Below are 21919 nucleotides of genomic sequence, written 5' to 3'. Positions count from 1 at the left end.
TTTCTCCCGTGGTTAATACCCGAAGTTTACCTTAAAAAAACCGCCTTACACAGTGCAGGAATTCCGCGCTTAGCGCCGGGCAATAATCCATACCGCATGGACGATACCGGGGATGTAACCACAAAGCGTCAGCAGAATATTCAGCCAGAAAGCCCCGCCGAATCCGACCTGCATAAACACGCCCAGCGGAGGAAGAAGAATAGCCACTACGATACGTAAAAAATCCATTTTACCTCCAAAGCGTTGAATGAAATTTATAATGCACTGATAATTATAGACCTTTACGACAAAGCCGCAAACTACCCGGCGGGTGCCGTGACCGGGCAGGACCCGGAGATTTTCGTTTTCTTAACGTTTCGCAGGCAGACTTTTGACAGGGCGGGCGCTTACACTGTATTCACTGCACCAACCCCAAAGGCGCAGTCAACCTAAAAAGTAACAAGGATTTTTGCCCGCGCAGCGCGGGCTTTTTTTCGCCTGGCGAAACCTGCCTGTTCTGTAAAATGCCTTATGGAGACGCCCTTACAAATAAGCATTTTTTCATTCCCGGGTAACAGGCAAAAAAATCCCGGCCAGTGGCCGGGAATGAAAATTCATGATAATGAAATTCGGTACAGAGAAATTCTCTGACCTGAAAATGATAACGAATATCACAACTAAGATAAATCTGAATAACCTACCCGTAACTGTACAGTGAGTACTTTCCTGTAAAGCTTTTTCCTTTCTCTGCCTTGCCACACCCGAGGTGATAAACACTTTCTTAATGAAGGGGTATTCACTCCCTGAGTCAATTTTTTAAGAGTATTCCTAACACCCAGGCCTTTTCTCCTGCGCGCTGTGATAAAGCCACCCTACCCAATTGCCAGTCGGCGCTATACTGTAATGATAATGCAGCATTTTTACATCAGACTGCTTGAGGAGGTAATGGCTATGCCCAGACTTTCAGACCCGCTGATGATAGTGACCGATTTGGATGGCTCACTGCTCGATCACCACACCTACAGCTGGGAGCCCGCTCAGGCCTGGCTGGACCGTCTTATTGGGGCTGCGATCCCGGTGGTGATTTGCTCCAGTAAAACGGCGGCGGAAATTGCGCCGCTGCAGCGCGCGTTAGGCATTACCGGCATGCCGTTTATCAGTGAAAATGGCGCGATTGTCGACGGTGGCAGCATGGGGAGCGTGCCGCCAGTGGCCCGGCAGGGTTTGGAGTACACTGCGCTATGCGCCAGGCTGGACCAGATCCGAAGCCGGTATAATGCTAAATTCATTGGCTTCGCCGATGTCACGCAAAAGGAGGTTGCGGACTGGACGGGGCTCAGCCCGCATGATGCTCTGCTGGCGAAACAGCGCCAGGGCTCAGAGAGTATTATCTGGCGCGACACGCCGGAAAAATTCACCCTGTTTCAACACTGGCTTGCCGATGAAGGGCTTGAACTGGTACAGGGAGGCCGGTTCTGGCATGTCATGAGTCAGGGAAGCGGAAAAGGCGCCGCGCTGGCGTGGTTACTTGAGCATCTCTCTCCGCCTTCCTCGTCGCGCTACCTTACCGTCGGGCTGGGAGATGGCCCTAACGACGCGCCAATGCTTGAGAACACCGATTACGCCGTCATTATCAAAGGCTACAGTAAAACACCCATCAGACTGTTGCGACGCGATAGCGAGAATATCTTTCACAGTACGCACTTCGGGCCACAAGGCTGGAGCGAAGGGCTGACACATTTTATCACCCGGGATTAAGGTTGCCTGCTCGCACCGTTTTAAGGGGAATGCAATGAGTGATTTTTTCCAGAATGGGGTAATAACTAATTTTCATAATCTGACCGCCAGGCCCGTTGAAGATCTCGAAAAGGATTTAGTCCGTTTTTCTGAGAAAAGAAAAATGGCGCTCATTCTGCCCTCGCTGTTTTCCGAGCTGGAAGGGCCGGCGCTGGGTCATATTGTTGATGAGCTGGCAAAGGTTCCCTACCTTGAGGAGATCGTGATTGGCCTCGACCAGGCCGATCGGGAGCAGTTTCTCCACGCGCGTGAATTCTTCTCTCGCCTGCCCCAGCGTCACCGTATTCTGTGGAATGATGGCCCCCGCCTGAAAGCGCTGGATGCCGAGCTGGATAAAGAAGGGCTGTCGCCCGCCCAGCCTGGCAAAGGCCGTAATGTCTGGTTCTGCACGGGCTATACGCTGGCTTCCGATCGCTCATCCTGCGTGGCACTGCATGATTGTGACATTGTCACCTATGAGCGCGGTATGCTGGCCCGCCTGCTCTACCCGCTCGCTAACCCCGCTTTTCAGTATGAATTTTGCAAAGGCTTCTATGCCCGGGTTGCTGATAACAAGCTTAACGGGCGGGTTGGCCGCCTGCTGGTTGGCCCGCTTTTGCGATCGCTGCAAAAAGTGTATGGCCATTCTGAATACCTGGACTACCTCACCAGCTTCCGCTATCCGCTTTCGGGTGAGTTTGCCATGCGAACCCACGTGCTGAATGGCATTAAAATCCCCGGGGACTGGGGGCTGGAAATCGGCGTGCTGTCCGAAATTTATCGTAACTACACCACCCGGCAGAGCTGCCAGGTCGAAATTGCCGATAACTATGACCACAAACATCAACCTCTGTCCGAGGAGAACGGCACCGGCGGACTGCGCAGAATGAGTAACGATATCGTCCAGTCCCTGCTGCGTAAGATGGCGACGATGGGGGTGAATCTGACCAGCGATTCGTTCCGCGTTCTGAAAGCGACCTACTACCGCAACGCACTGGATATGATGGAAATTTACCATCATGATGCCACGATGAATGGCCTGAAGTTCGACCAGCATGCGGAAGAAGCGGCCGTAGAGATGTTCACCCAGTCGATTCTGGAAGCAGGGCAGTCGTTTATCGAGCGGCCCAATGAGAAGCCGTTTATCCCCAGCTGGAGCCGGGTACAGTCTGCTTTCCCCGATATTTTGCATCGTATCTATCAGGCCGTTGAAGAGGACAACGCAGGCAAGGTGTAGGGTGCTGCGGCAAGCGCAAATAGCAAATAGCAAATAGCAAATAGCAAATAGCAAATAGCAAATAGCGAATGGCGAATGGCGAATGGCGAATGGCGAATGGCGAATATAGGCTGCAATCAATCGCTTTTTTTTGTCCCCTCAGGCGCCAGAACAATCAGATTTTGCAGCCTTCGCAGTCCGCTTCATCACTCAACTCTTCAGGTACTTCCGCGGCCTTTTTGCGGGCATTGGCTTCAGCCTGTTCCAGCTGCGCATCAATATCAAATTCAAAAATATCGTCTTTCATGGGTTCTCCGTAAACGGTAGCGGCTCAGCTGCTCTTTATACTGATTAACGGCGTACTCTGGCAATCAGATTTACCACCAGCAGCACAATCGACCCCACCACCATCCCGACAAGCAGGCTGGCCAGATTGGTTAGCAGAGTAGCGGTTAACCCACTAAAGCCGCTGGTGTAGCCTTCAATAAGCTGCGCCAGTGCGTGAACGCCATGCACGATAATCCCGCCCCCCACCAGAAACATTGCCAGCGTACCGACCACGGTGAGGATCTTCATCATCCACGGGGCCATTGCCAGCAGTGCACCGCCAATACCCTGGGCCAGCGATGAGGGTTTCTCTTTCAGCCACAGCCCCAAGTCATCTATTTTGACAATGCCGGCCACGATACCGTAAACGCCGATAGTCACCAGTATCGCAATACCAGACAGGATCAGGACCTGATTTAAGAGTGGCGCTTCTGAGACAATACCCAGCGTAATGGCAACAATTTCTGCGGAGAGGATAAAGTCGGTGCGCACGGCCCCTTTGATCTTTTTCTTCTCGAACTCAGCCGCATTTTGCTGAGTGAGATTTTGCAGCCGTTTCTCGCGGGCCTCGGGCGAGTGCTCTGATTTGTCTTTACTCAGGCTGTGGATGACTTTCTCCATCCCCTCATAGCTGAGGTAGGCCCCGCCAAGCATCAGCAGAGGGGTTATCGCCCAGGGTGCCCAGGTGCTGATAATCAGCGCCAGCGGCACCAGTATCAGCTTATTCAGAAACGATCCTTTTGCCACGCCCCAGACCACGGGAATTTCACGGTTAGCCTTAACGCCGCTCACCTGCTGCGCGTTAAGCGAGAGGTCGTCGCCCAAAACGCCAGCCGTTTTCTTTGCTGCGACTTTTCCCATTACGGAAATATCGTCCAGCAGCGTGGAAATATCATCCAATAGCGTCAGTAAGCTACTTCCTGCCAAAATACCCTTCCTTATTCATGTCCATCATGTTGACAGCAGGGACATACCTGCATCTCTACCACCGCCATATCGGCGATGCCGTCACACTCCCACTCGACCCGTACCGGTTGCCCGTCGGCTTCCTGATGATGCAGATATTTGCTGACCGGGCTTTCCGTCATACCGGTGACGTCTTCCGTCGCCACCAGCCTGTCGCCGACAAAAATACGCGCCGTGGCCTGCGTCCCGACCATGCGCTCGCCGTCGATTTTGTACAGCCGACGCACCGTAAGTTTGATACTGCCCATCATCCACCGTGAGAGAATGTTAAAGAGTGCGATCTAAGCAATTATGAACGAGAGATGCAAATTGTCTTCTCCGAATTGTGGGGTGGTGATCATTTCTGGACTCTCCGATTAAGGTCAATCATAGCCCGCACGCCTTCGTACATAAGGAATGACTACATTTCGACATTCTGGACTCAGAATAAACATAATGGAAAAAAAAGCGTTTTTTGCGTGATTTTTTGGACTTTTATTATAGCTCTTTGAGGGGATTGTGAAGGTTTTTAACGCGATTAGTGCTACTGGCCAGATAGTTTAGTTCAAAATATTAGATCATCCAGCCAGGTAAATTAGTGGTTTTATACCGCTCGGTTTTGAATTTGAAAAAAAATTTAAATATCAATAACTTAAAGTGGTACTGTTACGAATGGTAGAATTCTGAAAAGAAAGCCCGATAGTTCACCCTTGGGCGATTTAAGTCAAATTACGACCGATACTAGTACGCAATAATATCTAGCCTGTCATTTTATTACCATCTGCTAGATTTCCCCCTTCTGTGGTTTTACCAGCCGCACTATCCCCCTCTTTAAGCTGCCTATAAATACGCATTACTCGCTCGCGCTCTTTGTTGGACATGTTCGAAAATTCACCAATAGAGTTCTCAGGTAATACCGCTTTCAGGATTCCGTTAACGCCATGTTCTACTATGACCGCAGCTAAAGAAGCTCGCTGTTCCTCGCTGAGTGCTCCAAATACTCCTTTTAAATCAGTAGATGACTTACGTACTAAAGAAGAATGGCTATCGTCTTTTAGTTCGATTCCGCTAACTAACCAAACTAAAGAAACGTTGCATGCCTCCGCTACTAAAGCCACGCTATCAATTCCTGGAAAAGTGTTACCTTTCAGATACTTACGTATTGTTGCTTCAGAAAGACCTGCGCGCCTCGCAAGTTCACTATTACTGATACCATTCATAGCATGGCGCAGGCGTTCCCCGAACTGGATTATTCCGCTCGATATAAAAATCCGATCTCGGTCAATAACATCATGCGCGGATTTTTCTTCACAACCCATTGATTTTGAATTATTTTTTTCGTTTTTCATACGTTTGCACCACCGCGAACAATAATCCGATAAAAAACTTGACTTCGTACTATTAGCCGAGTACTTTTTATTGAGTGCGATAATCTTTTGAGATTATCAGTTTCGATAAACCAGTGAGGATCACACAATGCAAATGCATACACAAGATATTGCGAGTTTGTTCGTGGCTAAGGGTCAGGACTGGACTAGCAAGGCGATCATTGCTGCCTTGGATAATAAAGGCGTAAGCCTGCGTGAAATCGAAAAAAAACTGGGACTTAGTGATAACTCAATCCGAAATGTTTTCTACAGAAAAACCCCTAATTATCAGTTAGCTATAGCTAATGAGATCGGCATCAAACCTGAGGTAATATGGCCGAGTCGTTATAGTGACAATGCTCAAAAAACGGCTTAAGGAATAATCATGATTATCTGGCTGACTGCTAAGGAATGCGCATCACTACCAGACATGCCGCGTATGTCAAAAAATGTTCGCAACAGATTGGACAAAATTGCTGGAAAAAGTGAGCAATTAAAACGCCGTCGCTCAGGGACTAAAGCATTTGAATACCACATTGATTGTTTGCCTGAGTCGGCGCGTAAGGCAGCATGGGAACGCTATTATCAGCAGGCGCTTAACGCGGCACTACCGACCGTAATTGAACGGACGAACAGGGTCAAGCCCCGCAATAACCTTGCGGTTTTCCGCAGTTGCCCGGCGGTTCTGGATCGGCAAGTTGGCGCCCTGACTGATGATCAAAAAGCGATTGCCGATGCACGCGCCCTACTGTCTCAGGAGGCAATTAAATTACAAGCCGCTGGTATGACACGACTCAGCGCAGTTGAGTTTTTAGCGCTTAATTCTAAAGCAGGAACGCTGCCAGAGCGAGTGCAAGCAGCAGCCGATACTGCTAACGCCCGCAAAGGCAGCACACGACGCGGTGTAGGCAAATCCAGCCTTCAAGGGTGGCTAAGCCTGTACCTGAGTGCAGAGCGCCCACATGAACGTCTCGCGCTACTTGCGCCGGGGAAAATCAGACGCGTGGAGCCTGAGCAGATCGCCTGGCTCCCAGTATTTCTCACTCATTACCGCGACTGGCGACGCCCGTCAGTTGAGCGCGCGTATGAGTCTTTTACGACTGAATGGTGCCAACAGTACGCCGGTGAGCCAGTGCGGCTGGCTGCGCTACCGTCAATTGATGCCGTGCGCCGGGCATTAAAAAAACTGCCGAAACTAGAGCTGATGCGCGGCCGTGCTACAGGTGCAGAATATAAATCCCTGCTGCCTTTTATTCGCCGCGACTGGGCTGCACTACCTGTTAATGGGGCCTGGATAGGTGACGGCCACGGGTTGAAAATGAAGTGTATCCATCCAGACACCGGAAAACCGTTCCAGGCTGAAATAACATTAATAATTGAAGGTAATACAAGGCTGGTTACCGGCTGGAGCCTTGGCCTGTCAGAGAGTCAAGTCGCCGTAGGGGACGCTCTGCGCCACGCTATATCGCAATATGGCGTCCCATTAATCTATTACTCAGATAATGGAGGCGGCGAGGCTAACAGGACGTTTGACGCCGATATAACGGGAATATTCCCCCGCCTGGGCATCGAACACCAGACAGGCATCCCCGGCAATCCTCAGGCTCGTGGGATTATCGAGCGTATTAACCGTGAGATACCAACGCACGTCGCCAAATCTTTCGACACCTATATGGGTAAATCCGGTGACCGGGAAACGATACGCATTAACTACAAAAAGACGGAATCGGCATTTAACGCACTTGAGAACGGCCGATCGCTAACGTCGGAACAGAAAAAATATTACGGCCGCGTACCATCGTGGGAGCAATTGTGTGCCGCTATAGCTATCGAAGTGGAACGCCACAATAACCGCCCGCACAGCAGCTTGCCGCTGAGAGATAACGGCCTGCACTGGTCACCGCTGGCGTACCGCCAGTACCTGATTGAACGCGACAGCATTGTGATTGATTTTCTGACTGGCGCGGAACTGCACGAAATGTTTCGCCCTGAGGTCATACGGCAGGCGACACGCGGCGAGGTGCGTTTATTCAATAACCGCTATTTTAGTACTGAATTAGCCGCATTTGACGGTAAAAAGGTCCGTGTATGTTTTGATATTCATGACCCGAACGCGGTGATCATCCGCGCTATTGACGGTAGCTTTATATGCGATGCCCTGTGGGACGGTAATAAAGTCGATGCGTTCCCTAAACCACATATCGAAAGACTTAAAGAGCAGCGCGCCGCACGCCGTCGTGAGCCGCTTAAACGTAAATTGCAGGAAATAGACGACGAGTTACAGCCAGCGATTGAAATCAGGCCCGAGTCTGAGTTTATATTTTTTGCACCTGACGACGCTGGGCGGAAAAAAGAATATGTCTATATATTTCCTGAAGACGTTGAAATCAAAAACGGCACTCGCCGGTAAGGATTAAACATGACTATTGAAAAATTAAAAAATTTTATGTCGGAGAATGGCTACACACAGAACCAGATAGCTACCAAAGCTGGCTTAAGTTCTTCTGTAATATCGCAATATTTAAATGGAATTTATAACGGGAATATCATCAATATTGACAACGCTATTAATAACCTTTTGTTGCGTGAAGCAGAACGCGCAAAAAATCGTGAGGTTATAGCCTCTTTTGTCAAAACAGCATTGTCTGGTAGGTGCCTTACGCTGCTGCGTAACATGCACCTGGATTCTGATATTGGCGTCATATATGGATCGGCGGGCGTAGGAAAATCAATTACCCTTAGACAATACTCAAAAACGTATAACGATGTAATTCTAATTGAAGCTGATCCCGGCTATACAACAAAAGTTCTGTTACAGGAGTTGTGCGAACGACTTGGCGTTGGACGGCGCGGAAATATCCATGAACTCAGTGATAACTGTATTAAATCCCTGGCGGGCACAGGGTGGTTGATTATCGTCGACGAAGCAGAGCTCCTGCCCTATAAAGCTCTTGAAACCCTGCGGCGCATTCACGATCTTGCAGGCGTGGGCGTTGTTCTGGCTGGCATGCCTAAATTGCTGATTAACCTGAAAGGGTCGCGCGGTGAGTTTGAACAGTTATACAGCCGTGTCGGCATGGCACTAGATTTAGACAAATTTAAAGTACAATCGGAGCGTGACGATTTTAGCGCCATTCTGGAGAGTCTGATTCCGGGCTTTAAGGCGCTGGATCCGGAACTGGTTAATGCATTCTATAAAGGATCCAAAGGCAATTACAGACGATTGTTTAAGCTGGCACGTGGCGTGGTACGCGCAAGCCAGATTAACAATCAGGGCATAACCGCCCCACTTGTCAAAGAGTATTCATTGATGCTGATAAACTAAGGGAGGAAGTATGAATATTACGGAAAAATTGCACTCCGCAGAAATGGCATCCACTGCACTTAGTGCAATGGATCTGCCAGTAATCGGTGTGACTATCAATGCTCATAAAGTTATTATACGTGTAAAATATTGCCGCCAGTGCGATCGCTTAATAAGGGATGGTCGGGCGCATTACCTATGTTGGGGAACTCGCAGCACAGGCAATTATAAACAGGGTTATTTTTATATTAATAGAATCCGCGTTGTATGGTCTGAATTAACACATTAACAGGAGGGTATTATGTCAGTAATGTTATTACTCAAGTTTGAACATCTTAAAAATGGGGAAATGAAAATAACATATAAAATCTCGACCAGCTCCGATGGATATTGTCAGCATGAAAGAGAGTTCGCAGAAGTAACGGCACTTGTTACTATTGAATGTGCGCAAGAACTTAATAGAAAATCTAGTAAGGAGAAGTTAAATGTCCATTAAAAACAAGCAGTTTACCGAAAAAAAAGCATCAGATGGATACTGGGTGGATGCTAAAGGCATCATGACGCCTGAAGACCTGATCAAACCGATTGATATGGCTCGCGACGCGCTGGTCGGTGAATTAATTGGCCGCGCCCTTAAAGTTAATAAAGTGCTGGCTGATTTTAAATTAACCGGATTTGCAGATATTGCCGCTTTTGTTGATTTGTCAGCCAATGAATACGGTGTAAATCTCGGCGGTAAAAAAGGCAACGTCGTTTTACACAGTTTTGACGGTCGCTATAAAATTCAGCGCGCAATGCAGGATAAAATTGCTTTTGACGAGCGCGTGCAGGCGGCTAAAGCATTGATCGACGCCTGTCTGGTAGACTGGACAGAAGGTGCGCGCCCTGAAATCCATGCTCTGATTAACCGCGCGTTCTCCACTGATAGGCAGGGTGAAATAAACACTGGCGAGGTGCTCAAGCTGCGCAAGCTGGACATTACAGACGAGCGCTGGCAAAGGGCGATGGATGCCATCGGCGAAGCCGTTCAGGTCGTAGGCAGCCGTAGTTATATCCGAGTTTATGAGCGTATTGCTGATTCAGACCAGTACAGAGTTATTCCTCTTGATATTTCTGGAGTCTGCTTATGAATAATCCCGCTTTGTCATGTCGTGGTAACAGCTTTATGCGGTTTGCAAACGAAGCAGCGGAGCGTGAGCGGGCCAGTGATTACGGCCACGCCGCGCGCCTGTGGATGCAGGCTACAAAGTTTCCTGCCAGCAAAGAAAACCAGGAATGGGCGGCCTGTCGGGCTGAAACCTGTAACCATTTGATAATACAGCCCCGTCCTGCAATAGACTGAAATCGTAATAGTAAATAATGGCGCGATTATCCTTAAGGGTTCCCCGCGCCTTAACTAAAAATATGGAATATAGAGATATTACAGGAAAACACATATGTTGATTTTTATGTATGCGGTTTAGTCAAGATTGATTTTTTCTATGGTTATTAGACCTTTAGTTAGGTAACGGGATTATCTCTGCTGTGGCGTAGATATGACGGAGGACTGCTATGTATTTGGTTATAACTAGTTGTAATTATATTGATAATGGAAAGCAGCGAATCTATACATTTAATAATTGCGCATCTGCGCAGGAGTTCACTTACTACCCCGCAAAACTGCGTTTAAAATTTTATGACGCCCACGGACGCGCGATCCTTCGTGGTCAGGCACTAACAGACATGCGCGCCGCAATTGAGCGTCATAACAGAAAATGGAAAATTAATTCATGACAAAAAAACTGTTACCTCTTAATATGTCAGCTAATAAATTCAATGAGTTTTATCCTGTAGACAGTAAGTTTTATTATTATTCAATAATTGCTCGACCGTCAGACGAGCTGCAACACTGGGCTGATATCGCGGAGTTAACAAGCGAGCGTGACAGCTGTCTTACGGTCGAAACGTTAACTCAATTATCAAGCCTGATCCGTGGCTGTATATCAGATAGGAAGATGGTAAGAATTATTAAAAAGGGGGCCTGTCATGGCTAATAAAAATCCCTATGCAGAACATTTAAGCCTGGCACGGCTCCAGTTAAAACGTCTTGATAATGCCGCAATCAAATTTTCAAATATGTCCAGCGAATGGGCGGACTTGGATAATGGGATACTGACAGAAATGGATCAATTAGTCGAACGAGTCCTGAATGTTAAAAAATTACTTAATGAGCTGATGGAGGATTGCAGGCGTGGTCGCGAGTGGAATTAAGTATAAATTAATTCGCGTGCTGCATATCGGAAAATCGTGCCTGAATTGGGACGATGAAACCTACCGGGCCGTTTTGGTCCGGTTAACCGGCAAAACCAGTAGCACAAAATGCACCGTTCATGAACTGAAACAAGTCTTGGGACATATGCATAACAGTGGTTTTCCGCGCCAGAATCCGAAGCACGGCCGCCGCCCGCGTGTCGCCCTCGGTCGGGCTGACCTACTGGGAAAAATCGAAGCTGTGCTGACGGTATACGAGCGACCGTGGCAGTATGCAGAGGCAATGGCGCGACATATGTTTAAAGGCCGTCAGGCTATCGAATGGCTGACCGATGACGAGCTGTTTAAGCTGATGCAAGCTCTCATTATTGACCAAAAACGGCGACAGAAACGGGAGAAAGCAGGCAATGAACCAGGCAAAAAACCTTGAATCCGTCAGCGAATTGTTGCCGCCCGTAGTGCTGGAGTTAGTCGAATTAATCGGCTATCGTGACACGCAGGCGCTGATCGAGCACGTTGGCGGCGTATCGTTTCCGGTCGGTAAAAACGTTAACACAGTGACCGGCGCACGGCGCGCCGAGGTGCTGGCCACTGCAATTCCTGCGGCTGCTGTTAACAAAATAACAAAGCGCTTTGGTGGCGAAACGCTCTATATTCCGCGCTGTTCTGCCGCGTTGCGCGAACTGCGCAACCGTCGTTTTATTGTGGAATACAACGCTATGCTGGCAACGGGTGAATCAGGGCGCTTTGCCCTGATGACGTTATGTCCTCGCTATGGCCTGAGCGACAGGCACGGCCAGCGCCTGCTGGCTCGCCAGGAGTCAGACCAACTCCCCCTTTTCTGATTTCCGGGGTGACGACCCCGGTCAGCTGCCCGCAAGCATTCCCCTCTGTCAAACTGTCAGCACTGTTTTTTTAATGAGTGCTGATTATGTCCAATATCAATTTGATCGTTATTCACTGTGCTGCCAGTAAAAACGGGCGATCGCTGAAAAGTTCACGCGAAACGGCCGCTCAGGTTATTGATCGATGGCACAAAGATTCCGGTTTTCACCGCACAGCCACAAATGTTGCTGAATGCAATAAACACCTGAAGTACATCGGCTACCACTACGTAATCGACACCACGGGCAAAATCGAAACGGGACGCCGCTTAGGCGAAACCGGCGCGCATGTTCGCGGTCATAACACAGGTTCAATCGGGATCTGCCTTATTGGCACTGATGCATTCACCGCCGCTCAGTGGGGGTCACTACGCGTGCTGGTTGGCGAGCTGCGCACCCGCTTTCCGCTAGCTCGCATCTGTGGTCACCGCGACCTGTCACCAGACAAAAACGGAGACGGCGTGATCACGTCTGACGAATGGATTAAGACCTGTCCGGGATTCACCGTTTCCGAATGGCTTGCACAGGGCGAACAGCCGCTGAAGGGGCATATCGTCGAATGAGAATTACGCGCCTGACGGAGCTGGTCACTAACCCTGCAACAGGTCGTCTTTCTACATCAGACACAATAGTTATCGGCGCGTTTGTTGCGACAACATTTATCCTGGTATGGCGCGGACTGGTAGGCCAGTTTGATGAGTGGCTCTGGATCGGTTACTTAGGCGCGTGGGTTACGCAGTCACAGGCATCTAAATGGCAGGCGCTCAATAATAAGGATCGGAAGATGGATCATGATAAAAATTATAACGCTGATTAAAAACAACCTGCCTATGCTGCTAATTGCGCTGTCGTTGTCTGCGCTGGTTGCGTCTGTCACCTGGCTGGCTGCATGGAATACCGGCTGGCGCAGTGGGTCAGGCTTGCTGGCAAACGTACAACGGGACAACCGGGATCTGGTGATGCAGGTCACGAGCTACGAGCGTGCCGCGCGGGCTGTCGCAGAGCAAAACGCACAGCTACTGGCTGAGGCACTGGAACGTCAAACGCAGGAATACAAACGCGCAGATGCAGTTACAGCTGAGCTGAGAATAGTACAACGCCAGCTGGAAACGGCACGCAAACAGCAAAAACAGAGGATTAATGATGCAGTTAAAAACGATTCTGCCACCTTTAGCGGCATTGGTCCTGACAGCCTGCGCACCTACCGTGCCAGCCTTGGCTACACCACGGACAATCAGCACATGTCCAAAAATTCCGTTGCAGCTGCTGGAAATCCCGCAGAAGCCACCCGCACCGCAGACGGGTTACCACCTGCGGACCTTCTGAGTCACGCGGCGGATTATGGCGCATGGTGTCAGACTATTAACAAACAACTGGAGGCTATACGGACATGGCAGCAGGGGGGGCAATGAATGAAACCGTAGCATTTACGCTGAATTCTGCTTTCAGTATTGTCCTGGCGATTGCAATGGCGCTTGTTTCATTCTGGACAAGGAACATTAACGAAGAACAAAAAAAATTTAGGGATGAACTGAAGGACATTCGCGACAGCTATCAGCGCCGCGACGACGCGCACCGGGAGTTTGAGCAAATTATGGTCCTTCTCCAGCGTATCGAGCAAAAGTTAGATAAAAAGGCCGACAAATGAAACGCATCAAACAGGAGTGCCGATTATCGGCGTGCCTTAAGGCCGCGAAAACCGCAAGAGTTAGCGGCGCGCTGGTCGCTGCCGCAGTATCACTGATTAAGTACCTGGCGGCGGCTGGCTGATGGCATACCCTAAGGAGATGCGCGACAAGGTCCGCCGCGCATATGTATTCGACGGACTGTCATTAGATTTAGCAGCGATTAAATGCGGCGTTGCCAGCCCGACGGCGCAGCGCTGGAAAGCTGCCGCTAAACAAATGGGCGACGATTGGGACAAAGTCCGGGCGGCACACACGCTGGCAGGCGGTGGGCTGGACGAACTAGGACGATGCATGATTACGTCTTTGCTAGTCCAATTTCAAACCACTATGGATGAACTGCAAAACAGCGACGCGCTGGACCCATCAGAGCGTGTGAAGTTGTTGGTGAGTATGACTGATGCACTTAATAAAGCGGTCGCCAGCAGTAAGCGCCTGTTACCTGAAACCAATCAATTAGCGATCGCACTGGAGGTAATCCAGTTGTTGACGCGGTTTATCACAGAACGATTCCCGCAGCATCTACAGGCTTTTGCCGATGTGCTGGATCCGTTCGGCTCAGAACTGGAGGCTAAATATGGTGGCTAAATTAATCCCTGTCAGCGACTCGCACAGCGTGGCCGCTAATGAATTTTCAGAGGTTAAAATCGACTTTAACAACAACGTGATCGCCGTATTGCGAGACGGTCAGAAAATCCACGTTACCTGGGGCTACGGTAAAACGCCCTGGCAACTCCGTGATGAACTTGTCACACAAATTAACGCCGCACTGGGGGGCTGATGCAGATCGAACGGTTTAGCAGTGCAACGCTGTATTGCGGTGATGCACTCGAAATCCTGCCGACGCTTGGGGGCATGTAATGGCACAATTCACCGGGCGCGAATTCATCAAGGAACTTGCAGAAATTAAGCGCAGGTTACGTGCTGATATCAAATCGAGCGCGACGGGCCTCGACACGTCACCCGAGGCAATACGGGAACGCCGCCGCCGAGTGCTGAGCGGCGATTTTCAATTCTTTGCTTACACATATTTCCCGCACCATATACGCGGCGAACCGTCGCAATTTCAGGCTCACTTCTGTACCCGCTATCCGCAGTTGCTGTCACGCCCGGACGGCTGCACTGAGTGGTGGATTGCGCCGCGAGGCGAAGCTAAATCATCGCTCCTTACAAAAATCGGGCCGTTATGGTGTAGCGTGCAGGCGCTCCATCAACGTGACGACGTCCGCGCAGAACTGGCGCTGAACGACGAGCGTCCGACGTTTATTGACTACATCATCATGCTAGGAGCGGAAACGAAACTACCCTCAAAATTACTAGAGGTGGTTAAAACAGAACTCACGGTAAATGATGCGCTGGCGCTGGACTTTCCAGAAGCATGCGGTCGATCCGGCCAGTGGAAAATCGGTGAATTCACAACACGGACCGGCGTTAAACTGGAGGCGTTCGGGGCTGAACAGGCGATCCGCGGGACGTTCCACGGTGCGAGCCGTCCAAAGCTACTCTTGGGCGATGATTTGATAACGGATGCAGAAGCCAAAAGCCCCACTGAGCGTAAAAATCGCTGGGAATGGTTGTCAAAAGCTATCGACTACCTCGGCCCGCCCGACGGGTCCGTAAAATATATGGGCGTCGGGACCGTGCTCAATAAAGATGACCCGATAAGCCGTGCTAAAAAAACTGTCGGCCACGTCGTTAACCACTACCGTGCTATCGTCACCTATCCTGAAAATATGAATTTATGGGAACAGTGCCAGACACTTATGCTAAACGACGACAAAGCCGCGCAGGAACAGGCAAAAGAGTTGGCGCTGGACCTGCCCGACGATAAATTACCGTCGTATAAATTTTATATGGCGAACCGGGCAGCGATGAACGATGGCGCGGTGACGAGCTGGCCGTCCGTGCGCCCGCTGTTCTGGCTGATGCGCCAGCGCGCGAAAAACGCCCGCGCGTTCTCAACAGAAATGCAGGGTGACCCGCGCGCTGACGAGGATAAAACGTTTACTAATGTGCGGTTTTGGGTACACCGCGACGACACTTGGTTAATGTTTGGCGCATGCGATCCATCAATGGGTCGGGGCCAGGCCTCTGACCCCAGTTCGATCATGATCGGTGGCTGGCACCAGTTTAAAAAACAGTTAAACGTAGTTGAGGCCCGCAGTAAACGCCGACTACCGTCAAAACTGGAAGCCGATTTAATCAGTGTGCAGCGTGAATATAACTGTATTGCGATTGGGTTCGAAAATAACAACGCATATGAACATAGCCGACAGACATATATAACATCAGGGCTGGCTCAGGGCGTGGCGCTGCCGCTAATCGGCGTAACTGCGTCAGTTCCGCTGGAAATTCGTGTTGATTCGCTGGAGCCGTACATCAATGACGCGTTTGAACCGCGCATTTTATTTCACCACAGCCAGATAGCGCTACTCGACCAACTGGATACTTGGCCGGAGGCGCAGACGGGCCACCACTATGACAACCTTTCGGCGTTACATATTCTGTGGATGATTGCTGTTTCCCGTGGGGGCACGTTTGAGTGGCAGCACGTCCCCGGCTGGGGCCAGGGAACCGGCACCGGCACTGCGGATAATTTTGAAGATGACGATTATAACGACGGCAGCAGATTCGGGCTGAGGTGGTGAAATGGAAAACAGCATAATTATTGATTTAAACGGCAACCCGATTTTAAAACCAGCACTATCAGAGCCGCAGACGTCACACGTCAGGGGCTTGGCTAATACATTCGCGGAACACCCGTCACACAGGCTGACGCCAGCACGATTGCAAGCGATTTTGATTGAGGCAGAACAAGGGAACCTCATCCGCCAGTCCGATTTGTTTACGGATATGGAGGAACGCGACGCGCATTTGTTCGCAGAAATGCAGAAACGCAAACGTAAATTGTTAACGATCGATTATGAAGTCACGCCACCGCCGAACGCAACGCCTGACGAGCGCAGCGATGCGGGCTGGCTGTCTGAGTTCGTCACGGAGCTGGACGCGTGGGAAGATCTGCTGATGGATATGCTCGACGCCATCGGGCAGGGATTCAGTAATGTCGAAATCAGGTGGGAAATGTACGGCCGTGACTGGCACCCGGCCGAATTTATGCACCGTCCCGCGTCATGGTTCCAGCTCGACAAAAACGACCAGAATAAATTGCTGTTACGCACAGACAACGGGCAAGGCGCAGAATTGCGTCCGCTGAGCTGGATTCAGCACCGGCACAAATCCCGATCTGGCTACGTCTCCCGCGCGGGTTTAATGCGCACATTATGCTGGCCGTACATTTACCGAAATTTCGGCGCGCAGTCACTGGCTGAAATGCTGGAAATTTATGGCGTTCCGATCCGTATTGGTAAATACCCCGCAGGCATAGGCAAATCTGAACGCGACGCGTTAATGCGTGCCGTTACAGAGCTGGGCCGCTACGCGGGCGGCATCATTCCTGACTCAATGAAAATTGAACTGACTCAGGCTGCCAGCGGCTCTCATGCGCCCCATATGGCGCTAGCGGAGTGGGCCGAAAAATCAATGAGTAAAGCCATATTGGGCGGTACGCTTACCAGTCAGGCAGACGGGAAAACGTCGACAAACGCGCTGGGGGTTATTCATAACGACGTGCGCCGTGATCTGCTGATCTCCGATGCAAAACAGATTGCGGCGACCGTGCGTGCGGATCTGTTCCTACCGATGCTGCGTCTGAACCGGCGACCGAACGCTGATCCGCGCCGCGTGCCGCGACTAAAATTTATCATTCCGGAAGAAAATGCCGACGGCACGGCACCGGCTGCCGGAGCCGGATCGGACGCACTGTCACAGCTGCTGGTTACAGCCCTGACTCGCACGCAACACGACACGGCGCAGCGCGGGCTGGAGGATGGAATAACAGCTGTGCTAAACGGCGGACAGCCAGCCGACGGTCTAGCTGCCATCCTTGAGCCATTGTTTACAGCCACCGGCTATTCGGACGGCCAGCAGGCATTGCTGGGTGCGTTAGCTGAGGCATTCCCGGCAGCGGATCCAACTCTTCTGGCCCGAAGCCTTGGTGACAGCGCCGCGCTGGCACGCATCATCGGCATTGCTGCCGCACAGGGGCTGTAAATGCCGGTTACTGAAAGCGAAATCAGCGCCCTGTTTACAATGACCCCGGATGCCGCGCTGCGCTGGCTGTATAATAAGGGGCTTCGTATTCGCACTGACGCTGAAAACATGGACGCAGTCGACCATGCGCACGCGTTCGGATTAGCAAACCTCGCCCGCCTGGACATAGCTCAGGATATCGTTAGCGGGCTGCGCGACGCCCTGAAGAACGGCCAGACCTTGCGCCAGTTCCAGGATGATTTAACACCGCTGCTAAAAAAGAAAGGTTGGTGGGGAACGGACGAGAAAATCGACCTGTCAACGGGCGAAATTACGCGTAAACAGATGGGGAATCCCAGCCGCCTGAGCACCATTTTTCGCACAGAAACTCAGGGGGCATACAACGCGGGCCGCTATGAGTCGATGTTAGCGAACGCGGAAAAACGCCCGTACTGGCGTTATGTCGCTGTAATGGACCTGCGTACCCGCCCGGCACACGCAAAATTACATAACCTAGTATTTCATTATCTCGATCCTATCTGGAAATTCATATTCCCGCCGAACGGCTTTAACTGCCGCTGCCGCGTGGAGGCACTGACAGAGGCAGAAGTTATCGCGCTGGGGCTGGTGGTGTCGAAAACTGACAGCGAAATAACGCAGCAGGTTATGATCGACCTTAACGATAACGGCCAGCCGCTATTCACAACCGTTAACGGCGTCAGGTTCACCGCCCCTGACGGTAAAGCCGTGTCGTTTTTACCGGATGTGGGATTTGATCGGAACAGTGCGCGCGAGACATGGCGCGCTAATCTCGATAAATACGATACTGAGTTGGCGCGGCCGTATGTCTCCGCAGGTCTGGCGGGTCCAGAACTGGGTGAAATGCTAAAATCGGCGCGTGCCGGTGAACAGAACGGCGAACAACTGGCAGCAGCAGTACTAACACCGGCCGATGCGGCCGCGCTTGGCATGAAATCACGCACGGCTTGGATTACTGAGCACCGGCTGGTGCAGCAACTGCGGGACGCCAGTTTGCCACCCGCAGCGGAACTGCATCAGGTACAGCGCGTGATTGAGTCTGCAAGCATCACGACGCGCGACGGCGACGTTATGCGGTTCTACGCCCCGCGCGACGGTGGCAAATGGTATGCTGTCACACTGGATGCACAGCAGCGAATAAGCCGCTTCGTTATTGTTGCAGACAGCGCGCTGGCAGATGAACTAATCGGCGACATACTGAGGGATCTAAGGTGAGTATGATAAAAATCACTGTCGACAGCGCGGAGCTGACAAATGAACTTAACCGCCTGATCAATACGCTTGACAAGCCCCGCCAACTGATGCTTGAAATTGCCGAAACGCTGCACGCACAGTCAATGAGCCTGTTTCATAATGAGGGGTGGCCGAATGGTAGCTGGCCTGATCTGCGCCCGTCGACCCGCCGCAATCGCGCACGAGAGGGCCACTGGCCCGGAAAAAAATTACAGGTCAGTGGCCGTCTGGCTGCATCAATTCAGACCGCTGCCAGGAATAATTACGCACAGCTGGGTACAAACACGGCCTATGCTGCTATACAACAGCTTGGCGGCACGATCCACCGTACCGGCAGCGTACAACTGAGGACGAAAGCTAACGGTGGACTGATGCGCCAGAATGGGCATGCTAATCTCGCTGTATTTGCGAAACGCAGCCATAAACGCAAAACAGCCCGCGCGGTGGATTATCTGGTTAACATTCCCGCCCGCCCATTCCTGCCCGTTACTGCTGAAGGTAAGTTAATTCCACCTGCGTTTGACGCCGTTATGACCGTTATTCAGTCTGCACTGAAAAAAAAACCCTGAGACCACATTAAAGCGTATTTCCCCCCTGTGGCGCGTAAACGTCCGTTGTAATCACCTGCGCGTAATCTGAGGCGATTTAAACGGGTTTTAAACGGGGTTAGAGAGGGGTACTCTGTTCACATTTGTAATGCTGCCTCTTTCGGGGTGACGACCTGTGTCACATGCCCGGTTTATTGCACTGCCGTTAACATGACGGCATGAAAACATCAAAATCCCAACAACGACACGCTATAGCGTCCTGCGCATTTGAAATCAGCGCATCGAACGACCGCATTCAGCTGTTTCCTGCTGGAAAATTTAGGGCAGTGGATGGCCGCCCGACGGACGTCGCTGCCTGGTTTATTGATGCTGCAATTGCACAGCAGATGATTAAAGCGCTGTCTACACGTAAAAACCCCGTCGTGATTGATTACGAACATCAGACCCTGCGTACCGGCGAGAACGGCATGCCAGCACCGGCGGCGGGCTGGATGCATTGTGAAAAGTTGGTCTGGGAATCCGGTGGCCTCCATGCTGACTGTGTTGAGTGGACAACCCGCGCCCGCGAGCTGATTAAAAATCGTGAATATCGCTACATCTCCCCCGTTTTTACATATGACCGCAGCACTGGCGCTATACAGCAGCTTATCCACGCGGCACTAACTAACGATCCTGGCCTTGACGGCATGAGCGAAGTCACGCTGGCGGCCGCATCGCGGCTTGCGGCACTCACAACAACGGAGACACAAACCGTGAATGACGAATTATTAAAACTGCTGCGCAAGCTGCTGGGGCTGCCTGATGATGCCGACGAGGCCGCAATCTCTGCTGCGCTCGAAAAAATGGCAGCTGACCTAACCACGTTTATTGACGACAGTAACGGCGTTGGACTTAAAAATATACTGGCGTCAGTCAAAGAGAAGGATACGAAAATCGCCGCACTGACCGTTGCGATTGAGGCAGCGAAGAAAAAGCCCGACCAGATACCGACAAATGGCGTACCTGATCCCGCTAAATTTGTATCGGTGGAAGTGGTTACGCAGTTGACAAAAGACATGGCCGCGTTGTCAGCCCGAATTAACGGGAGCGAACTGGACACTATTGTCGCAGAAGCCGTGCAAAGCGGGAAACTGTTACCTGCGTTAGAGCCGTGGGCGCGCGAGCTGGGCGGGAAAGATCTGGCCGCGCTCAAAAGCTACGTAGCGGCAGCAGCGCCCATTGCTGCCCTCACCTCGACGCAGACGGGCGGCAAAGCGCCGACGGGGGAAGATGCGCACGGACTTACACATGTAGAACTGGAAGCAGCTGCCCTTTCAGGTATCACGCCAAAGGATTTTGCAGCAACTAAAAAAGCTATGGAGTAAATGATGATTATTACCCCCGACAGTATCCGTGCACTATTTATCTCGTTCAACAAACAGTTTCAGGATGGCTTGAAACTGGCTGACAGCGTTTACAGGGAGGTGGCAAGCGTGGTCCCGTCGACGTCAGCAGCTAACGCGTATGCGTGGCTAGGTCAGTTCCCGCAAATGAAGCGATGGATCGGCTCACGTGCCCTGCGCAATATGGCGGCACACGGTTATTCACTTAGTAACATTCTTTATGAATCAACGGTGTCAGTGCCACGCGTCGATATTGAAGACGATAACATTGGGGTTTACAGCCCGCTGTTCCAGATGCAGGGCCAGGAAGCAGAGCAGTATCCAAACCGCGAGGTGTTTGGCCTGCTGGCGAAAGGTGACAGTACGCTGTGTTATGACGGTCAGAATTTTTTTGATACTGACCATCCGGTTTACGCAAATGTCGACGGAACCGGCACGGCAACGGCAATTAGCAACATTTTTACCGGTTCTGGCCCGGCATGGTATCTGATGGACACGACAAAGCCACTGAAACCACTGATATTCCAGCAGCGCCTTAAACCTCAGATTACTAATAAACAGAGTGATGCAACGTCTGACAGGGTCTTTATGGATGACATTTATATTTACGGTATCCGCGCCCGTTCTGCGGCTGGTTTTGGTTTCTGGCAACTCTGTGTGAAATCAACAAAACCTCTTACGGCAGAGACTTATACAGAAGCTTATCAAGCCATGCGAAATATGAAAGCGGACGGCGGCGACACACTCAACATACGTCCTGCGCTGCTGGTCGTGCCGTCAAACCTGCTGGGGGCTGCTAATACGGTCGTCGGCGCTAAAACGCTTTCTGGCGGCGCTGATAACCCAAATTACGGTTTATCGAAAGTTCTCGATTGCGCGTGGCTGAATTAATCCC

At 51.0% G+C, this 21919-nt stretch carries 31 protein-coding genes; 26 read left to right on the top strand and 5 right to left on the bottom strand.

Annotation, left to right across the window (positions count from 1 at the left end):
* Positions 1-69: 69 nt before the first annotated feature.
* Complete coding sequence (locus AC4PCC_RS08555; RefSeq protein ID WP_073980930.1) at positions 70-228, bottom strand: YqaE/Pmp3 family membrane protein; 159 nt, start codon at positions 226-228, stop codon at positions 70-72.
* Between the two features lie 702 nt (positions 229-930).
* Here AC4PCC_RS08555 and AC4PCC_RS08550 point away from each other — a divergent pair.
* Positions 931-1737, top strand: coding sequence for a mannosyl-3-phosphoglycerate phosphatase-related protein (locus AC4PCC_RS08550; protein ID WP_492127082.1), 807 nt, complete (start codon positions 931-933; stop codon positions 1735-1737).
* Between the two features lie 34 nt (positions 1738-1771).
* Complete coding sequence (locus AC4PCC_RS08545) at positions 1772-2992, top strand: glycosyltransferase family protein (protein WP_492127081.1); 1221 nt, start codon at positions 1772-1774, stop codon at positions 2990-2992.
* Positions 2993-3146: 154 nt separating this feature from the next.
* On the opposite strand, the gene AC4PCC_RS08540 is transcribed toward AC4PCC_RS08545, so the two are convergent.
* The 4 genes from AC4PCC_RS08540 to AC4PCC_RS08525 all read right to left on the bottom strand — a co-directional run bounded on the left by AC4PCC_RS08540 (position 3147) and on the right by AC4PCC_RS08525 (position 5592).
* Complete coding sequence (locus AC4PCC_RS08540) at positions 3147-3278, bottom strand: hypothetical protein (RefSeq protein WP_255362060.1); 132 nt, start codon at positions 3276-3278, stop codon at positions 3147-3149.
* Positions 3279-3322: 44 nt separating this feature from the next.
* On the bottom strand, positions 3323-4225 hold the full coding sequence (locus AC4PCC_RS08535; protein ID WP_492127080.1) for a DUF808 family protein: 903 nt from the start codon (positions 4223-4225) through the stop codon (positions 3323-3325).
* An 11-nt stretch (positions 4226-4236) separates the two neighbouring features.
* On the bottom strand, positions 4237-4512 hold the full coding sequence (locus AC4PCC_RS08530; protein ID WP_067700810.1) for a hypothetical protein: 276 nt from the start codon (positions 4510-4512) through the stop codon (positions 4237-4239).
* A 489-nt stretch (positions 4513-5001) separates the two neighbouring features.
* On the bottom strand, positions 5002-5592 hold the full coding sequence (locus tag AC4PCC_RS08525) for a helix-turn-helix domain-containing protein (protein WP_492127079.1): 591 nt from the start codon (positions 5590-5592) through the stop codon (positions 5002-5004).
* A 127-nt stretch (positions 5593-5719) separates the two neighbouring features.
* Between AC4PCC_RS08525 and AC4PCC_RS08520 the strand changes: the two genes are divergently transcribed.
* From AC4PCC_RS08520 to AC4PCC_RS08405, 24 genes are all read left to right on the top strand, one after another.
* The gene (locus AC4PCC_RS08520) at positions 5720-5986 is read left to right on the top strand and encodes a helix-turn-helix domain-containing protein (RefSeq protein ID WP_492127078.1); all 267 of its coding nucleotides are present in this window, start codon (positions 5720-5722) and stop codon (positions 5984-5986) included.
* 9 nt (positions 5987-5995) lie between these two features.
* The gene (locus AC4PCC_RS08515) at positions 5996-8020 is read left to right on the top strand and encodes a Mu transposase C-terminal domain-containing protein (protein ID WP_492127077.1); all 2025 of its coding nucleotides are present in this window, start codon (positions 5996-5998) and stop codon (positions 8018-8020) included.
* Positions 8021-8029: 9 nt separating this feature from the next.
* A complete protein-coding gene (locus AC4PCC_RS08510) occupies positions 8030-8935 on the top strand; it encodes an AAA family ATPase (protein WP_492127076.1) in 906 nt (301 codons plus the stop codon).
* A 10-nt stretch (positions 8936-8945) separates the two neighbouring features.
* On the top strand, positions 8946-9203 hold the full coding sequence (locus tag AC4PCC_RS08505) for a hypothetical protein (RefSeq protein WP_492127075.1): 258 nt from the start codon (positions 8946-8948) through the stop codon (positions 9201-9203).
* A 12-nt stretch (positions 9204-9215) separates the two neighbouring features.
* The gene (locus tag AC4PCC_RS08500; RefSeq protein ID WP_492127074.1) at positions 9216-9410 is read left to right on the top strand and encodes a hypothetical protein; all 195 of its coding nucleotides are present in this window, start codon (positions 9216-9218) and stop codon (positions 9408-9410) included.
* Positions 9400-10044: a DUF3164 family protein gene (locus AC4PCC_RS08495; protein ID WP_492127073.1), complete on the top strand. Its 645-nt coding sequence runs from the start codon at positions 9400-9402 to the stop codon at positions 10042-10044. Before AC4PCC_RS08500 ends, AC4PCC_RS08495 begins: the two co-directional genes overlap by 11 nt.
* Positions 10041-10256: an ANR family transcriptional regulator gene (locus AC4PCC_RS08490; protein ID WP_492127072.1), complete on the top strand. Its 216-nt coding sequence runs from the start codon at positions 10041-10043 to the stop codon at positions 10254-10256. The genes AC4PCC_RS08495 and AC4PCC_RS08490 overlap by 4 nt, the downstream gene beginning before the upstream one ends.
* A gap of 427 nt (positions 10257-10683) precedes the next feature.
* A complete protein-coding gene (locus tag AC4PCC_RS08485) occupies positions 10684-10947 on the top strand; it encodes a hypothetical protein (RefSeq protein ID WP_492127071.1) in 264 nt (87 codons plus the stop codon).
* Positions 10940-11164 (top strand): hypothetical protein, encoded by a 225-nt coding sequence (locus AC4PCC_RS08480; protein ID WP_492127070.1) that lies wholly within the window; start codon positions 10940-10942, stop codon positions 11162-11164. Before AC4PCC_RS08485 ends, AC4PCC_RS08480 begins: the two co-directional genes overlap by 8 nt.
* Positions 11145-11594, top strand: coding sequence for a gp16 family protein (locus AC4PCC_RS08475; protein ID WP_492127069.1), 450 nt, complete (start codon positions 11145-11147; stop codon positions 11592-11594). The genes AC4PCC_RS08480 and AC4PCC_RS08475 overlap by 20 nt, the downstream gene beginning before the upstream one ends.
* Positions 11572-12009, top strand: a complete 438-nt coding sequence (locus tag AC4PCC_RS08470) for a Mor transcription activator family protein (protein ID WP_492127068.1) — start codon at positions 11572-11574, stop codon at positions 12007-12009. The genes AC4PCC_RS08475 and AC4PCC_RS08470 overlap by 23 nt, the downstream gene beginning before the upstream one ends.
* Before the next feature lie 86 nt (positions 12010-12095).
* On the top strand, positions 12096-12611 hold the full coding sequence (locus AC4PCC_RS08465; protein WP_492127067.1) for an N-acetylmuramoyl-L-alanine amidase: 516 nt from the start codon (positions 12096-12098) through the stop codon (positions 12609-12611).
* Positions 12608-12865, top strand: coding sequence for a DUF2644 domain-containing protein (locus AC4PCC_RS08460; protein ID WP_492127066.1), 258 nt, complete (start codon positions 12608-12610; stop codon positions 12863-12865). Before AC4PCC_RS08465 ends, AC4PCC_RS08460 begins: the two co-directional genes overlap by 4 nt.
* Positions 12840-13460, top strand: a complete 621-nt coding sequence (locus tag AC4PCC_RS08455; protein WP_492127065.1) for a hypothetical protein — start codon at positions 12840-12842, stop codon at positions 13458-13460. Before AC4PCC_RS08460 ends, AC4PCC_RS08455 begins: the two co-directional genes overlap by 26 nt.
* A complete protein-coding gene (locus tag AC4PCC_RS08450) occupies positions 13457-13696 on the top strand; it encodes a hypothetical protein (protein WP_492127064.1) in 240 nt (79 codons plus the stop codon). Before AC4PCC_RS08455 ends, AC4PCC_RS08450 begins: the two co-directional genes overlap by 4 nt.
* The gene (locus AC4PCC_RS08445) at positions 13693-13818 is read left to right on the top strand and encodes a hypothetical protein (RefSeq protein ID WP_492127063.1); all 126 of its coding nucleotides are present in this window, start codon (positions 13693-13695) and stop codon (positions 13816-13818) included. The genes AC4PCC_RS08450 and AC4PCC_RS08445 overlap by 4 nt, the downstream gene beginning before the upstream one ends.
* Positions 13818-14321: a DUF1804 family protein gene (locus tag AC4PCC_RS08440; RefSeq protein WP_492127062.1), complete on the top strand. Its 504-nt coding sequence runs from the start codon at positions 13818-13820 to the stop codon at positions 14319-14321. The genes AC4PCC_RS08445 and AC4PCC_RS08440 overlap by 1 nt, the downstream gene beginning before the upstream one ends.
* Positions 14311-14514, top strand: a complete 204-nt coding sequence (locus tag AC4PCC_RS08435) for a hypothetical protein (protein ID WP_492127061.1) — start codon at positions 14311-14313, stop codon at positions 14512-14514. Before AC4PCC_RS08440 ends, AC4PCC_RS08435 begins: the two co-directional genes overlap by 11 nt.
* Positions 14515-14593: 79 nt before the next feature.
* A complete protein-coding gene (locus AC4PCC_RS08430) occupies positions 14594-16381 on the top strand; it encodes a hypothetical protein (RefSeq protein WP_492127060.1) in 1788 nt (595 codons plus the stop codon).
* A 1-nt stretch (position 16382) separates the two neighbouring features.
* The gene (locus tag AC4PCC_RS08425; RefSeq protein ID WP_492127059.1) at positions 16383-17843 is read left to right on the top strand and encodes a phage portal protein family protein; all 1461 of its coding nucleotides are present in this window, start codon (positions 16383-16385) and stop codon (positions 17841-17843) included.
* Positions 17844-19076 (top strand): phage head morphogenesis protein, encoded by a 1233-nt coding sequence (locus tag AC4PCC_RS08420; protein ID WP_492127058.1) that lies wholly within the window; start codon positions 17844-17846, stop codon positions 19074-19076. It begins immediately after the preceding gene.
* 2 nt (positions 19077-19078) lie between these two features.
* Entirely contained in the window at positions 19079-19663 is a 585-nt protein-coding gene (locus AC4PCC_RS08415; protein ID WP_492127473.1) for a phage virion morphogenesis protein, read from the top strand.
* Positions 19664-19968: 305 nt separating this feature from the next.
* Complete coding sequence (locus AC4PCC_RS08410) at positions 19969-21006, top strand: phage protease (RefSeq protein ID WP_492127057.1); 1038 nt, start codon at positions 19969-19971, stop codon at positions 21004-21006.
* On the top strand, positions 21007-21915 hold the full coding sequence (locus tag AC4PCC_RS08405) for a Mu-like prophage major head subunit gpT family protein (protein ID WP_492127056.1): 909 nt from the start codon (positions 21007-21009) through the stop codon (positions 21913-21915).
* Positions 21916-21919: the final 4 nt, after the last annotated feature.

The organism is Erwinia sp. L03-1, assembly GCF_058686115.1.
The sequence above is the reverse complement of the archived record's forward strand: the minus strand, read 5'-3'. Positions and strand labels throughout refer to the sequence as shown.